Source organism: Aminobacter sp. Piv2-1 (assembly GCF_037625995.1).
Classification (GTDB): domain Bacteria; phylum Pseudomonadota; class Alphaproteobacteria; order Rhizobiales; family Rhizobiaceae; genus Aminobacter.
In genome coordinates this window covers 180,828-195,330 of the sequence record NZ_JARKMU010000002.1, presented here as the reverse complement: position 1 = coordinate 195,330, position 14,503 = coordinate 180,828, and the positions used below count along the sequence as shown (strand labels likewise).

At 67.2% G+C, this 14,503-nt stretch carries 18 protein-coding genes; 8 read left to right on the top strand and 10 right to left on the bottom strand.

Annotated features, from left to right (window positions below):
* The first annotated feature begins 222 nt into the window (after positions 1–222).
* Both dapE and AmiPiv_RS04770 read left to right on the top strand, forming a co-directional pair.
* Positions 223–1,410, top strand: a complete 1,188-nt coding sequence (gene dapE / locus AmiPiv_RS04775) for a succinyl-diaminopimelate desuccinylase (RefSeq protein ID WP_340036468.1) — start codon at positions 223–225, stop codon at positions 1,408–1,410.
* A 9-nt stretch (positions 1,411–1,419) separates the two neighbouring features.
* On the top strand, positions 1,420–2,013 hold the full coding sequence (locus AmiPiv_RS04770; RefSeq protein ID WP_340036152.1) for a transporter: 594 nt from the start codon (positions 1,420–1,422) through the stop codon (positions 2,011–2,013).
* 10 nt (positions 2,014–2,023) lie between these two features.
* Here AmiPiv_RS04770 and AmiPiv_RS04765 read toward each other — a convergent pair whose 3' ends face one another.
* Positions 2,024–3,193 (bottom strand): MFS transporter, encoded by a 1,170-nt coding sequence (locus AmiPiv_RS04765; RefSeq protein ID WP_340036151.1) that lies wholly within the window; start codon positions 3,191–3,193, stop codon positions 2,024–2,026.
* A 48-nt stretch (positions 3,194–3,241) separates the two neighbouring features.
* On the opposite strand from AmiPiv_RS04765, the gene AmiPiv_RS04760 reads away from it, so the two are divergent.
* Positions 3,242–3,784 (top strand): Lrp/AsnC family transcriptional regulator, encoded by a 543-nt coding sequence (locus AmiPiv_RS04760; protein WP_340036150.1) that lies wholly within the window; start codon positions 3,242–3,244, stop codon positions 3,782–3,784.
* 12 nt (positions 3,785–3,796) lie between these two features.
* Here AmiPiv_RS04760 and truA read toward each other — a convergent pair whose 3' ends face one another.
* From truA to def, 6 genes are all read right to left on the bottom strand, one after another.
* Positions 3,797–4,540, bottom strand: a complete 744-nt coding sequence (truA, locus tag AmiPiv_RS04755) for a tRNA pseudouridine(38-40) synthase TruA (RefSeq protein WP_340036149.1) — start codon at positions 4,538–4,540, stop codon at positions 3,797–3,799.
* A 10-nt stretch (positions 4,541–4,550) separates the two neighbouring features.
* Positions 4,551–5,063 (bottom strand): GNAT family N-acetyltransferase, encoded by a 513-nt coding sequence (locus AmiPiv_RS04750; RefSeq protein ID WP_340036148.1) that lies wholly within the window; start codon positions 5,061–5,063, stop codon positions 4,551–4,553.
* Complete coding sequence (gene fmt, locus AmiPiv_RS04745; protein WP_340036147.1) at positions 5,060–5,995, bottom strand: methionyl-tRNA formyltransferase; 936 nt, start codon at positions 5,993–5,995, stop codon at positions 5,060–5,062. The genes AmiPiv_RS04750 and fmt overlap by 4 nt, the downstream gene beginning before the upstream one ends.
* A gap of 45 nt (positions 5,996–6,040) precedes the next feature.
* A complete protein-coding gene (locus AmiPiv_RS04740) occupies positions 6,041–6,463 on the bottom strand; it encodes a type II toxin-antitoxin system VapC family toxin (protein ID WP_340036146.1) in 423 nt (140 codons plus the stop codon).
* Complete coding sequence (locus AmiPiv_RS04735) at positions 6,460–6,750, bottom strand: plasmid stabilization protein (protein ID WP_340036145.1); 291 nt, start codon at positions 6,748–6,750, stop codon at positions 6,460–6,462. The genes AmiPiv_RS04740 and AmiPiv_RS04735 overlap by 4 nt, the downstream gene beginning before the upstream one ends.
* A gap of 66 nt (positions 6,751–6,816) precedes the next feature.
* A complete protein-coding gene (def, locus tag AmiPiv_RS04730; protein WP_340036144.1) occupies positions 6,817–7,347 on the bottom strand; it encodes a peptide deformylase in 531 nt (176 codons plus the stop codon).
* 103 nt (positions 7,348–7,450) lie between these two features.
* Here def and AmiPiv_RS04725 point away from each other — a divergent pair, with 103 nt between their 5' ends.
* On the top strand, positions 7,451–8,701 hold the full coding sequence (locus AmiPiv_RS04725) for a DNA recombination protein RmuC (RefSeq protein WP_340036143.1): 1,251 nt from the start codon (positions 7,451–7,453) through the stop codon (positions 8,699–8,701).
* A gap of 27 nt (positions 8,702–8,728) precedes the next feature.
* On the opposite strand, the gene AmiPiv_RS04720 is transcribed toward AmiPiv_RS04725, so the two are convergent.
* Positions 8,729–9,133 (bottom strand): GFA family protein, encoded by a 405-nt coding sequence (locus tag AmiPiv_RS04720; protein WP_340036142.1) that lies wholly within the window; start codon positions 9,131–9,133, stop codon positions 8,729–8,731.
* Between the two features lie 167 nt (positions 9,134–9,300).
* On the opposite strand from AmiPiv_RS04720, the gene AmiPiv_RS04715 reads away from it, so the two are divergent.
* Both AmiPiv_RS04715 and sugE read left to right on the top strand, forming a co-directional pair.
* Positions 9,301–9,426, top strand: a complete 126-nt coding sequence (locus AmiPiv_RS04715) for a hypothetical protein (RefSeq protein ID WP_340036141.1) — start codon at positions 9,301–9,303, stop codon at positions 9,424–9,426.
* Between the two features lie 135 nt (positions 9,427–9,561).
* Positions 9,562–9,876, top strand: coding sequence for a quaternary ammonium compound efflux SMR transporter SugE (gene sugE / locus AmiPiv_RS04710; RefSeq protein ID WP_340036140.1), 315 nt, complete (start codon positions 9,562–9,564; stop codon positions 9,874–9,876).
* Positions 9,877–10,064: 188 nt separating this feature from the next.
* On the opposite strand, the gene AmiPiv_RS04705 is transcribed toward sugE, so the two are convergent.
* Entirely contained in the window at positions 10,065–10,493 is a 429-nt protein-coding gene (locus tag AmiPiv_RS04705; protein ID WP_340036139.1) for a DUF6481 family protein, read from the bottom strand.
* 219 nt (positions 10,494–10,712) lie between these two features.
* Here AmiPiv_RS04705 and AmiPiv_RS04700 point away from each other — a divergent pair, with 219 nt between their 5' ends.
* Positions 10,713–11,777 carry an LLM class flavin-dependent oxidoreductase gene (locus AmiPiv_RS04700; protein WP_340036138.1) on the top strand — a complete coding sequence of 355 codons (1,065 nt, stop codon included), beginning with the start codon at positions 10,713–10,715 and terminating at the stop codon, positions 11,775–11,777.
* Between the two features lie 97 nt (positions 11,778–11,874).
* A complete protein-coding gene (locus AmiPiv_RS04695; RefSeq protein WP_340036137.1) occupies positions 11,875–12,873 on the top strand; it encodes an LLM class flavin-dependent oxidoreductase in 999 nt (332 codons plus the stop codon).
* Positions 12,874–13,072: 199 nt separating this feature from the next.
* On the opposite strand, the gene AmiPiv_RS04690 is transcribed toward AmiPiv_RS04695, so the two are convergent.
* Positions 13,073–14,299, bottom strand: a complete 1,227-nt coding sequence (locus AmiPiv_RS04690; RefSeq protein ID WP_340036136.1) for a lytic murein transglycosylase — start codon at positions 14,297–14,299, stop codon at positions 13,073–13,075.
* Between the last annotated feature and the right edge of the window lie 204 nt (positions 14,300–14,503).

Below are 14,503 nucleotides of genomic sequence, written 5' to 3'. Positions count from 1 at the left end.
GCTCACCCGGTACCGAGACCTACGTGGGACTACCGGTCGCCGCTGCCGTACGAGTACCAGTTCAACCTTGATATCGAGGCCGGCCGCACCGCGCTCGACCGCATGGCTGCCTTCCTCGGGCAAGGTCGTGACCGCGCCACGCTGTCGCGAGGCTGGATGCCGATGCCGCTGAGGCAACCGAACGCCGTGACAGGGCGCGGCGATTCAATTATCGCTGTCGCCATGAAGCTGCCGACAGACCCCACCGAGAACCTTGCCGCCCTGATCCGCTGCCCGTCGGTGACGCCCGCCGAGGGCGGCGCGCTGACCGCACTCGAAGCCATGCTGAAACCGCTCGGCTTTGCGGTGGATCGCCCGACCTTCTCGGAAAACGGGACGCCCGACGTCGAGAACCTCTACGCCCGCCGCTCCGGCAACGGCCCGCATCTGATGTTCGCCGGCCATACCGACGTGGTGCCGGTAGGCGACGAGGCTGCGTGGACGCATCCGCCTTTCTCGGCGACGATCGACAAGGGCGAGATGTACGGCCGCGGCGCCGTCGACATGAAGGGCGGCATCGCTTGCTTCGTCGCGGCGATCGCCCGCCACGTCGAGGCCAAGGGCGGGCCGAAAGGTTCGATCTCGCTGGTGGTCACCGGCGACGAGGAAGGCCCCTCGATCAACGGCACGAAGAAGCTGCTGGAGTGGGCGGCCGAACGCGGCGAGAAATGGGACGCCTCGCTGGTCGGCGAGCCGACCAATCCCGACCAGCTCGGCGACATGATCAAGATCGGCCGGCGCGGATCGCTCTCGGCCACCGTCACGGTCAACGGGCGCCAGGGCCACGCCGCCTATCCGCATCTCGCCGACAACCCGGTGCGCGGATTGATGACGCTGGTCGACGCGCTGCTCGCACCCGCCTTCGACAAGGGCACCAAGGACTTCCAGCCGTCGAATCTCGAAGTGACGACCTTCGACGTCGGCAACCCGGCGACCAACGTCATTCCGGCCAGGGCGACGGCTGTCTTCAACATCCGCTTCAACGACACGTGGACGGCCGAGACGCTGCAGGCGGAGATCCACAACCGCCTGGACAAGGCCAGCGGCCGCAAGAAATACCGCAAGGGACGCAAGGAGCCGATCGACTTCGACATCGCCTGGCGCGACACGCCGAGCCACGTCTTCCTCACCCGCGACGACAAGCTGATCGAGGCGCTGGCCGGCTCAATCGAGGCGGTGGCCGGGCGCAGGCCGAAGCTCTCGACGACCGGCGGCACGTCGGACGCGCGTTTCATCAAGGATTACTGCCCGGTGGTGGAGTTCGGGCTCGTCGGCAAGACCATGCACATGGTCGACGAGCGCGTGCCGCTTGCCGAACTCGAGGCGCTGACACAGGTCTACCAGCGTTTCCTCGAGGACTGGTTCGGATAGTTTTCGACCATGCTGCCGACCGAAGACATCCAGCGTTATCTGTCGGGGGCCTGGCGGCTGATGCTGGGCAAGGCCGACGGGCTGCGCCTGCTCGATCTCAGCGCCGACGGATTCTGGAATTCCTTCTTCGCCATCCTCATCGCGGCCCCGGCCCTCATCGTCGGCTGGGTCGGCGTGTCGGACGAGATCGCCGCCCAGTCGGCGGCCTTTGCCGGACGCTTCGGCGTCATCATGCGGCTGGCATTGATCGACCTCGGCGCCTGGATCCTGCCGCTCGTCGCCTTCGCGCTGGTAGCGCGGCGCGCCGGCGTCGGCGATCGCTTCGTGCACTATGTGGTCGCCAGCAACTGGACCTCGGCGATCATCGCCTGGCTGATGCTGCCCGCCGCGCTGCTGCGCATGCTGCTTCCGTCGGCCGAGAGCCTCACCACGCCGCTGTCGCTGCTGCTGTTCGGCCTGTCGATGGTGTTCAGCTGGCGGATGACCAATGCCGCCATCGGCAAGGGAGCCGCCGTCGGCTCCGCGGTCTTTGCCGGCATGTTCGTCGTGTCGCTGCTCGTGCTCCTGACGCTGCAGGCGGCTCTCGGCATCGCCGTGCCTTAGGCAAATTTCCTCAGCGCCAGGAGGCCGCGGCAGCGGCGACGAGCATCAGGCAGGCCGCCACAAGGGCGGAAGCGGCGAAGCCGACGCTGGCGTAGAGCGGGCCGAAAGCCGTGGTGCCGACGAACACGGCGAGGTAGGTGACGGCGCTGTTCAGCCCCATGATCGTGCCGCGCCGGGCCGGATCGAGCGCCGACAGCCGCATCACCAGCACGTTGAGCCCGAAATGGTTGGCCAGCCCCCACAGTGCCATGGCGGCGACCAGCGCGGCGAAGCTGCCGGCGATTGCCGCGAGGAGGACATAAACGGCAGCGACCACCAGGTAGGCGAACGGCATCACCCGCCGCGCGCCCAGCCGGTCGACGATCCCGTCGAGCAGCGCGGCCGCGCCGAAGCCGATGCCGTAGGACACCGCCGCCAGGCCGTTGGCGCTGACCGGGCGGCCGAGCCCCTGGTGCAGATGGTCGCCCAGATAGCCGTAGACGCCGTAGAACGCGGTCATGAAGGCGCCGCAGGCAATGAGCAGCGGCACGATGCCGGGCGTGCCCAGGGCCTGGAGCGGCGCCGGCGCTGCAGCGCCGCTCTGCCTGTCCGCCAGCGAGATCGTCGACAGACTTGCCGCCGCGGTCGCGGCCAGCATTGCGACGACGCCGAAGACCGCCCGCCAGTGGACGAGGTCGGCAAGCACCGCCGACAGCGACACGCCCGCGACCATGGAGAGGGTCCAGCCGGTCAGCACGACGCCGATGGTGCCGCTTTCGCGGCCGCGCGGCGCGATCGCGGCCGCGCTGGAATAGATCGCCGGCAAGGCGACGCCGGCAGCGACGCCGGCCAAAAGCTGTGCTGCGATCAGCACCGGGATGGCGGGCGCGAGCGCGCTCGCGCCCAGCGCAAGCGCAAGCAATGCCAGGGAGCGCTGCAGCATGCGCCTTGCGCCGAAACGGTCGATGTAGCGGGCGAGGAACAGGGCGCTTGCCGCCGTGCCGAGGCCGAAGGCCGAGGACGCGGCCATGACGAGCGCCACCGATGTGCCGAAGCCGTTCGCCACTTCCGGCGCGATCGGCCCGAGCACAAGCGAGTTGGAGCCGATGACGGCGACGCAGGCGGTCAGCAGATAGGCTGTCCTGGGTATGCGGGCGAGCGGCTCGGCAACGACAGGGAAAGATTGATCGAGGTTCGACATGAGCGCATATTCGCCGAATGATGTTCAGCTTCAACGGAGAATTTCCGCATGGATGAAGAAACAGACGCCATTCGGCCGAGCAAGCTTCCGGAGCGCACAGTCGACGCCGCGGACCGAAGGCTGTTAGGCGTGCTGGTGGAGGATGCGACCGTCTCCTACGCCGAACTGGGCGAGAAGGCGGGCCTTTCGGCGCCGGCGGCGCACGAGCGGGTCAAGCGCATGCGCCGGTCGGGCGCCATCCGCCAGACGGTGGCGATGGCGGACCCCAAGGCCATCGGCAAGCCGCTGCTCGCCTTCGTCCACGTCGACACCAGGGGCTGGGGCAAGACCCCGGAGCTGATGGCGGTTTCGGCCTTTCCAGAGGTCGAGGAGATCCACACCGTCGCCGGCGATACCTGCATGCTGCTCAAGGTCCGCACCGAGGACACGCGAGCGCTCGAAGGGCTGCTCGCCCGTCTCTACGACACGCCGGGCGTGACCTCGACCCGCAGCTACGTGGTGCTGTCGACCTATCTCGAGCGGCCGGTGCAGCCGGGCATCACCCAGGAATGGCCGGCGCCCAAGCATGGCGCCAGGCCGCTCTACGATTGAGTGTGGTCGGGGCTAATAATCGACGCCGGTGAGGAACAGCCCGTCGGGCGGCGCCACCTGGCCGCAGGCGGAGCGGTCGCGGGCGTCGAGCGCGGCCCTGAGGTCGGCGGCCGTCCAGGCGCCCTCGCCGACGCGCTTGAGGCTGCCCACCATGGACCGCACCTGGTTGTGCAGGAAGGAGCGCGCCGAGGCGCCGATCTCGATCGTGTCGCCCGAGCGCGTCACCTCGAGCCGGTCGAGCGTCCGAAGCGGGCTGTTGGCCTGGCACTGGGCCGAACGGAAGGTGGTGAAGTCGTGCCGGCCGAGCAGAACCTTGGCGGCCTCAGCCATCGCCTCGTGGTCGAGGCGCTTGGGCACCCACCAGACCTGACCACGTTCGAGCGCTGCCGGGGCCCGGCGGTTGAGGATGCGGTAGATGTAGTGGCGCCCCGTCGCCGAAAAGCGGGCGTCGAAGGTATCGTCCACCCGCCGCGCCGCCAGGATGGCGACCGTCTCGCCCGCCTGCTGGAGATGGGCGTTGACGGCGTCGCGGACGGTGTCGTCGGGCCATTCGCGGCTCAGGTCGGCGTGCGCCACCTGGGCGGTGGCATGCACGCCGGCATCGGTGCGGCCGGCGCCGCGCAGCGATATCTCGTCGCCGCAGAACTTCAGCACCGCCTGCTCGATGGCCGCCTGGATGGAATGATTGCCGGCCTGCCGCTGCCATCCGGCATAGGCACGGCCGTCATATTCGATGTCGAGGCGGTATCGGGGCATGCGGACTGCTTCAGGCGGCCAGCGCCGTTCCGAAGGCCGAGGCGTAGACGAGCTTGCCGGTCGCCGGCGCCTCGTCGCTCCAGGCGAGCGCCTGCAGCGCCTCGCACTGGTAGTCGCTGTCGAAGCCGGCAGCGCGCTCGTGGGCATAGCCGAAGCGGCCGTAGTAAGCCGGCTCGCCCAGAACCACGGCGAGCTTCTCGCCGGCGTCCCTGAGCCGGATATGGGCCTCGCGCACCAGCGCGCCGCCGATGCCGGTGCGGTGGAAATCGGGCTCGACGGCCAGCGGCGCCAGCGCCACCGCCGGGAAGGTCTTGCCGCCGTTCTGCACATAGAGGCGCGAGAACAGCACGTGGCCGACCACCTGGCCGTCTTCCTCGGCCACCAGCTCGACGACGGCGTCGCCGCCGGCGACCAGCGCGTCCACCAGTCCGGCCTCGGCCTTCTGGCCGAAGGCATGTTCCTCGACGAGACTGATCGCCTCACGGTCACGCGGCGTCGCCGCGCGGATCGACATCATGCTCATGACAACTTCATTCCTTTTTCGATCTTGGCACCGCGCAGAAATTCATCCGCGGTGACGGGTTTTCCTCCCGCCTTCTGCACCTCGACCAGCCTGACGGCACCCTCGCCGCAGGCAATCTCCAACCGGTCGTCGAGAACCGTTCCCGGTTCTCCCTGTCCAGCGGCCAGGCGCGAGCGCAAAACCTTGAGGCGCTCCTGCCTTCCGCCGATTTCGTATTCGCACCACGCGCCGGGAAACGGCGACAGGCCGCGGATAATGCTGTCGACTGCCGTCGCCGGCAAGCTCCAATCGATCCTGGCCTCGGCCTTGTCGATCTTTTTGGCGTAGGTGACGCCTCCGGCGGGCTGCGGCACCGCTTCCAGCGATCCCGCCTCGAGTGCGGCCAGCGCCTCCACCATCAGGGAGGCCCCGACCGCCATGAGACGGTCGTGCAGCTCGCCCGCCGTCATTTCGGGTGCAATCGCGACTTTTTCAAGTCGGGCGACAGGTCCGGTGTCCAGGCCCTCGTCCATGCGCATGACCATCATGCCGGTTTCCCGGTCGCCGGCCATGATGGCGCGCTGGATGGGAGCCGCCCCCCGCCAGCGCGGCAGGAGCGAGGCGTGGCCGTTGTAGCAGCCGAGCCGGGTGCCCTCGAGGATCGGCTTCGGCAACAGCAGGCCGTAGGCGACGACGACCGCGACATCGGCGTTCAGCGCGCGGAAGGCCGCCTGCTCGGCCTCGCCTTTCAGCGACAGCGGCGTCCGCACCTCGATGCCGAGCCGCTCCGCCTCCCGGTGCACGGGTGTCGGCGTCAGCTCCAGCCCGCGCCGGCCGGCCGCGCGCGGCGGCTGCGAATAGACGGCCACGACCTCATGGCCGGCCTCGGCTGTGGCGCGCAGCGTCGGCACCGAAAAATCCGGCGTGCCCATGAAGATGACGCGAAGGCTCATGCGGACAAGGCGATCCCATCTGCCCCGGCGGCGACGGCCGTCCGTTCAGGCCATCGCTTCAAACGGGTTTACGAGCCCGAGGTCAAGCCCGTCGAAGTCGCGGACGTTGCGGGTCGCCAGCCTTGCGCCGTGGACGATGCAGATGGCGGCGATCATGGCGTCCATCACGAGTATAGGGCGCCCCATGCCTTCTCTCAGGGAAATGATTTTCCCGTACGACATTGCCGCCTTCAGTTCGAAGGACAGGATACGTTCCGAATAGTCTCCTATCAGCAAGGTCAGGCGATTGGCGTATTTGGCCGAACCAGTTCGGGCAAGCACCTTTTCGGCCCCCATGGCAAGCTCCGCTATGGTGGGGCTCGCCAAGTAGAGCGTTGATGCATCCTGCGCATTCAGCCATGACATGACCACATCGTTCGGATTTGGCCGGCCAGGCTCCGACACGATGTTGGTGTCGAGGATTATCATTCAGGCTCTGGCACCGGCCGCCCAAAAGCGTTGCGCCTGGCCTCGACGAGTATTTCCGCGAACTCGTCCGCCTCTTCCTCTGTGTCAAAAACCCCAGCGAAAATGCTGCGCAGCCGTTCGCCCGCGGGGAGTGGTTCAATATCCTTGTCTCGCGCCGATGCCGCTTCGATACCGGCACGAAGGGCCTCCCGAGCGGTCTCGGAAAGGCTCTGCCCTCGCTTTCGGGCGAGGGACTCGATATCCGAACGCAAGGCTTCCGGAATGTTCCTGATCAGCAGGTCACCCATCGGCGCCTCCATCGATTGATATCAATGATATCAAATCCCGGCGTTGCACGCAAAACGGGCGGAAATTCACCCCACCATGCGGCTCGGCGGGCGGTCCTTGGCGAGCTTCTTGAACTTGCGCACGACCATGTCGCGCTTGAGCTTGGAGATGTAGTCTATGAACAGGACGCCATCGAGGTGGTCGATCTCGTGCTGCAGGCAGGTGGCGAGCAGGCCGTCGGCCTCGACCTCCTGCTCTTTGCCGTGCTCGTCGAGATATTTCACCCGGACCTTCGCCGGCCGCTCGACCTCGGCATAGTAGTCGGGGATCGACAGGCAGCCTTCCTCGTAGACCGAGCGGTCGTCGCTGCGCGCAAGAACCTCGGGATTGATGACGACGCGCGGCGCCGGCTCCTCGCCTTCCTTGGCCAGATCTATCACCAGCATGCGCAACGGCTCGCCGACCTGGATGGCGGCCAGGCCGATGCCGGGCGCGTCATACATGGTGTCGAGCATGTCGCGCGCGAATTGGCGCATGGCGTCGTCGATGCGCTCTACCGGCTTGGAAACCTCGCGCAGCAGCGGATCGGGGAGGATGATGAGCGGCTTGATCGTCATGCGCCTCACCTAGGATGTCCGGCCGAAAGCGTCAACAGCGTCCACGTTCCGATGTTCCCGTTTTGATCTAACATCGGGCCGCGAATCGGCTATGGTGCGGCCGATGAGCCCTGTTTCCTCGATTCTTTCCGAACCGGTCGCCCAGCTCGGCGCGACCACCATAACCCTCGGCCAGGCCCTGGCGCTGGCGGCGGCGCTCTTTCTCGCCCTGCTGGTGGCACTGGTCGTGGCGCTGTTGCGCTCGGCCAGGGCGCGTTCGGTGGCCGCCGCGGAAGCCGCCGACCATGCCCGCGACGCCGAGGCCCGCATGGCCGGCATCCTGCAGGCGCAGGCCGAGATGCAGGGCAGGCTCGGCACGGTGGCCGAGATCTTCGGCTCGCGCCAGGCGGAGCTGACGCAGTCGCTCAGCCAGCGGCTCGACGCCATGACCGGCCGCATCGGCCAGACCATGGCCGAGCAGACCAGGTCGACGCATGAGAGCCTCGCCCGGCTGCAGGAGCGACTGGCCGTCATCGACACGGCCCAGGGCAACATCCAGTCGCTGGCCGGCCAGGTGGTGCAGTTGCAGGCGATCCTCTCCAACAAGCAGACGCGCGGCGCCTTCGGCCAGTCGCGCATGGAGGCGATCGTCGCCGACGGGCTGCCGCACGGCGCCTACGAATTCCAGGCGACGCTGTCCAACGGCAGCCGGCCGGATTGCCTGATCCGCATGCCCAACGATGCGCCCTCGCTCGCCATCGACGCCAAGTTCCCACTTGAGGCGTGGAACGCCATCCGCGCCGCCGAGGGCGCCGACGCCCAGAAAGTCGCCGCCCAGGCGTTCCGCCGGGACATCGAAGTGCATATCCGCGACATCGCCGAAAAATACCTGATCGCGGGCGAGACGCAGGACACGGCCTTCATGTTCGTGCCGTCGGAATCGGTCTTCGCCGAGATCCACGAGAATTTCGAGGCCATTGTCCAGCGCGCCCACCGCGCCCGCGTCGTCATCGTCTCGCCGTCGCTGCTGATGCTGTCGATCCAGGTGATCCAGGCGATCCTCAAGGACGCGCGCATGCGCGAGCAGGCGCACCTGATCCAGGGCGAGGTGATCCGGCTGATGGACGATGTCGGCCGCGTCGACGAGCGCGTTCGCAAGCTGCAGAACCATTTCGGCCAGGCCTCCAAGGACATCGACGACATCCTGGTGTCGACGTCCAAGGTCACCAAACGCGGCCAAAAGATCGAGGCGCTCGAGTTCGGCACCGGCCACGCCGCCGGCGACGCCGAGGAGGCGCCCCGGCCCCAGAGCGCCCGGGCGGCGGACTCCAAGACAGGCCAACTCAGGCTGCGCGTCGTCGAGGAGAACGACTGAGGCGCGCAGGCAGGCTGAGCTTCGTGGTCAGCTCTGCTTTTCGATCGTTTCCATGCCCTCGAATTCGGGCAGCCAGTGCAGCGCCGAGCGATGCCAGACCTGCCGGCGCGGCACCAACTGCTCGCGCTGGTCGGAGGTGCCGGTCCTGAGGCCATAGACCTTCGGCCCCTCGCCCACCGACGTCGCGAACAGATGCGAGCCGCATTCGGGGCAGAAGCCTTGCGCCCGCTTGTTGCCGCTCTCGCTGGTCTTCACATAGACCTTCGGCGTGCCGGTGAACGCGATCTTGTCTTCGGGAACCGCCACGGTGACACGGAAGGCCGTGCCGGTGAGTTTCTGGCAATCGGTGCAATGGCAGATGGACGTCTTTTCAGGGTCGACATCCGCCTCGTAAGTGATGGCGCCGCAATGGCACCCGCCCCGGATCTTCATCGCTCTCCTCCCTGAACATCTCGGCCAGGTCGCCGGCCGGCCGCTTGCAGAGCGAATGTAGCGGCCACCGCCCCGCCCTCAAGCCTTTTTCGCCAGCCCGATGCTGCCTCTTGCCAGTTCGGCAACTTCGCGTTTCACTCTGGCTCCAGTACAGGGAGGATCGAATCATGGCCAAAGGTGCGATGAAAGCAGGCAAGGAGCCTCGCAAGCCCAAGAAAGACGCCAAGAAGCTGGCCCCAGCGCCAGCCTTCAAGGCGCCTCCCGTGCAGGCGACCAAGATCAAGGACAAGTAAAACCGCATAGCTGGCATGCCAGCCGGCGCTGTTGAATCAAGCCTCGGAAATTTCTATCTTTCCGGGCGCAGGGACGACCTTGCGCTTCCCTCATCAATTCGGCCGGGACGACCCGCCAACTCGCTGGAGCGTTCCATGGCATGGACCTATCTGTTTTTCGCTGGCCTGTTTGAAATCGGCTGGGCAATCGGGCTCAAATACACCGAAGGCTTCACCCGGCCGATGCCGACCGTGCTCACCGTCGTTTCGATGATCATCAGTCTCGGCCTGCTCGGCCTGGCGCTGAAGACCCTGCCCGTCGGCACGGCCTATGCGATCTGGACCGGCATCGGCACGGTGGGCACGGCACTGCTCGGCATCTGGCTGCTTGGCGAACCCGCCACAGCACTCCGCCTCGCCTGTATCGGCCTGATCGTGTCGGGCATCGTCGGCCTCAAGCTGGTCGCCTGAGCAAACCCTTCAACGACCATCGCGGCCTGTCCCAAAGCGGCAGGCCGCAATTCCCCTGCACTCCCATGCCCGCACCTCCCATGAAGGTGAGTCGCTGACGCAGTGCGGACGCGCGCAAGCGGCCCGCGACTGGAGCTTGGCGTCTCCGGTGCGGGCCGATCTGATTTTCGGGTTTGTTGTCTAGCCTATCAGCCGTAGTTGGCCGAAGGAGGCATCCGCTTGCCGCGCGCCTTGCGTGCTGCGTAGCGTGCGTCACGCTTGGCCTTGCGCTCGGCTTCGTCGGACAGCACGCGGCTGATACGATCGGCCTCTTCGGCCTCGCGTGCCTTGGCTTCCGCCTGTGCGGCCGCTTCGGCAGCCAGACGTTCGGCCTCGGCCCTGGCTTCGCGCTCGGCCTTTTCGATGGCTTCGCGGGCCAGGCGTTCCTGGCGGAGCTTTTCCTTTTCGGCCTCGCGGATGGCACGCGCCTCGAGGATGCGCTTGCGCTCTTCCTGGCGGGCGATCACTGCCGGATCGTCTGCTGCCGGGCGGGCCTTGAATTTTTCGAGTAGTGCTTTCTTCGCCACGCCGGCGGCATCACGCCGCTCGGCGAAGTTCTTTTCCCTGTAAATTGCCAAGAGTCATTTCCCTGAAGTCAAGTGACGTCGCCTACATACGCAGCGAGAGCGCAAGTTCAAGCGCGAATTCCGCATGCCAGCCATGATTTCCCCGCGTGTTGCAGCAGGGAAACGCCACCACTGTTCGACAATCGCCGGGGATTGTTCACTGGCTGGAGACTGGCAGGCACGCGCTCCAATAGCTAGCTCTAGGCGCAAAGGCAACCCGAGGATGCACATATGGAACTTGGCCTCTACACCTTTGCCGACGTCAGCCCCGAAGCCGGTCCCGGTGCCATCGGACCGCACGAGCGGCTGCGCAATCTGATCGAGGAGATCGAGCTCGCCGACCAGGTCGGCCTCGACGTGTTCGGGCTGGGCGAGCACCATCGCCCCGACTACGCCGCATCGGCGCCGGTCGTCGCCCTTGCCGCGGCGGCGGAGCGGACCAAGAAGATCAGACTCACCAGTGCGGTGACCGTGCTTTCCTCCGACGATCCCGTGCGCGTGTTCCAGCAGTTCGCGACGCTCGACCTGCTTTCGGGCGGGCGCGCCGAGATCATGGCCGGGCGCGGATCGTTCATCGAATCCTTCCCGCTGTTCGGCTACAATCTCGACGACTATGACGAACTCTTCGCCGAAAAGCTCGACCTGCTTCTCGCGCTCCGCGACAGCGAGCGCGTGACCTGGTCCGGCAGCCACCGCGCCGCCATCAACGATCGCGGCGTCTATCCGCGCCCCTACCAGGAGAAATTGCCGATCTGGATCGCCATCGGCGGCACGCCGCAGTCGGCGGCGCGCGCCGGCGTGCTCGGCCTGCCGCTCGCGCTCGCCATCATCGGCGGCGAGCCGGCGCGCTTCGCGCCGCTGTTCGACCTCTATCGCGAGGCCGCCCGCCGCGGCGGCCAGGATCCGGCCAAGCTCGCCACCAGCATCAACGTCCACGGCTTCGTCGCCGAGACCACCGAGCAGGCGGCCGACGATTTCTACCTGCCGCAGGCCGAGGTGATGAACCGCATCGGCCGCGAACGCGGCTGGGGCCCGACCAGCCGGGCGCATTTCGACCAGGGGCGTGGGCCCAAGGGCGCGCTGTTCGTCGGCAACCCTGAAGTCGTGGCCGAGAAGATCGTCGCCCAGCACAAGCTGTTCAGGAACGACCGCTTCCTGCTGCAGATGGCGATCGGCACCATGCCGCACACCAAGATCATGAAGGCGATCGAGCTCTACGGCACCAGGGTGGCGCCGCTGGTGCGCAAGGAGATCGCCGCAGCGGCGCCGGCCGAGCCCGCCGCCCCGGCCGCCTGAGGCACTCGCTGGACCAAGACTTGCGACGCGGCCGCGGGTTTGTTTGCCGCGGGCGCGTCCCTATATCCGGCGGGACCCATCCCGCCGGAGCCGTTTCATGACCACCCTTTCCGTGCTCGACCTTTCGCCCGTCACCGAGGGCAGCACCGCCGCCCAATCGCTCAGGAACACGCTCGACCTCGCGCAGCACGCCGAGAAGCTCGGTTTCCATCGCTACTGGCTGGCCGAGCACCACAACATGCCCGGCATCGCCAGCGCCGCCACCTCGGTGGTGATCGCCCATGTCGCGGCCGGCACCAGCACCATCCGCGTCGGCGCCGGCGGCATCATGCTGCCCAACCATGCGCCGCTGGTGATCGCCGAGCAGTTCGGCACGCTCGCCGCCCTTCACCCGGGCCGCATCGACCTCGGCATCGGCCGGGCGCCCGGCACCGACATGCTGACCGCGCGGGCGCTCAGGCGGAACCTCGAAGCAAGCGTCGACAACTTCCCGCAGGACGTGGTCGAGCTGATGGGCTATTTCGAGCCGGCGACGCCGGAGCAGCGGCTGCGCGCCGTGCCCGGCGAGGGCGAGCATGTCGAGGTCTGGGTGCTGGGCTCCAGCCTCTACGGCGCCCAGCTCGCCGCCATGCTCGGCCTGCCTTACGCCTTCGCATCGCATTTCGCGCCGGCCGAACTCGACCATGCGCTCGAAATCTACCGCACGCGTTTCCAGCCGTCGGAGCGGCTGGCCAAGCCGCATGCCATGCTTGGCGTGAACATCGTCGCAGCCGAAACCGACCACGAGGCGAAGCTGCTGTTCACCTCGGTCCAGCAGGCCTTCGTCAACCTGCGCAGCGGCCGGCCCGGCAAGCTGCCGGCGCCCGTCGAGGGCTACGAGCGCGACCTCGACCCGGTCGCGCGGCAGATGCTGGCGCAGACGCTGTCCTGCGCCATCGTCGGCTCGCGCGATACGGTGAGAAGCGGCCTCGCGGCCTTCATCGCCCGCACCGGCGCCGACGAACTCATGGTCACCTCGCAGGTCTTCGACCACGACGCGCGCAAGCGCTCGTACGAGATTTTGGCCGAGGTGCACCGGGAGATGAAGGGGGCGTAGCAGACGCGCCTTTCCCTTCTCCCCTTGTGGGAGAAGGTGGATCGGCGCGAAGCGCCGAGACGGATGAGGGGTGTTGGAAGAAATATGACCGTGAAGAGGAATTGTCAGACGGGGCTGAGTTTTGAAATGCAGCGCTCCGGCCAACACCCCTCATCCATCGCCTACGGCGACACCTTCTCCCGCAAGGGGAGAAGGAAGATCAGCGCAACGCTTCCACGGTCGCCTTGTCGGGAAAACACGTCGCGGCGCGGCCGTTCCTGGCCTGCCAGTCGCCGATCGAGCGCCGCGTCTTGAAGCCCGGCAGGCCGTCGGCGCCGCCGACGTCGTAGCCGAGCTTCTCCAGGGCGCGCTGCATGGCGGCGATGTCGGAACGGTAGAGCCCGTCGACCTTGCCCCAGCCGCCGGAAAAGCGCCTGTCACCGCCGGCAATGCGGTCGGCGCCATGGCCGATGAACAGCGCGTAGAGATCGCTCTCGTTGTACTCCTTGAGCACATAGAAATTGGGCGTGACGATGAAGGCCGGGCCGTTGCGCCCCGCCGGCATCATCAGGAAGCCCTCGGCGCGGGCCTCGCCCTGCGGAAACGGCTTGCCGCCGACGCGGGTGATCCCCATCGCCGCCCAGTCCGATATCTTCTTGCCCTGATCGGGACCTTCCAGCGCGCAGGTGACGCTGTCGGGCACCGACACCTCGAAACCCCAGTCGCGTCCCTTCACCCAGCCATAGCCGACGAGATAGTTGGCGATCGAGGCCAGCGTGTCGGGCGTCGAATTCCAGATGTCGGCGCGGCCGTCGCCGTCGAAATCGACCGCATGCTTGAGGAATGACGTCGGCAGGAATTGCGGCTGGCCGAGCGCGCCGGCCCAGGACGAGCGCATGGCGTCGCGGCTGACGAGACCGCGCTCAAGCATCTCGAGGCCGGCCAGGAGCTCGTTGCGGAACATGTCCTTGCGGGTGGCGAGGAACGCCTTGGTGCCCAGCACCTCGAAGGCGTCGTAGGGCATCTTCGCCGCACCGAAGCCGGATTCGCGGCCCCAGATGGCCAGCACCACGCCGCCCGGCACGCCGTAGCGCTTCTCGATCGCGGCAAGCGTCCTGGCATTGGCGCCGGCGCGGCTGCGGCCGCCCGCGGTGACGGCGCCGATGGTCTTCTCGGCGAAATAATTGCCCGGCGAGCCGAACTCGGCCTGGTGCTGCATCTTCGGCGTCTTCGGCTTCTCGCCGGGAAGCACCAGGTCGGGCAGCTTGAGATTGGGCGAAACGCCGGCAAACGCCGCGTCGAAGGTCGCCCTGGAGATACCCCTGGCCTTGGCTTCCGGCCACAGGTCCCTGGCGAGCCAGGCCTGGAACTGATCGTCGATGGGGGCGGACGAGGCGGGGGTGGCGACGCCGAACGCTATCAGCGCTGCGGCTATAGCTGCCAGCATCGAAGGCTTGCGCTTCTTCGCGCCCCCCTCTGGCCTGCCGGCCATCTCCCCCGCAAGGGGGGAGATCATGCCTTCATGGCCGTCTCGCCGTTTCCCGGCATCGGTTATCAGGCGCTGTCGCCGAAGCGACTGATCTCCCCCCTTGAGGGGGAGATGCCCGGCAGGGCAGAGGGGGGTGGGAAGGATCGAAAACAGCGCAGAAAG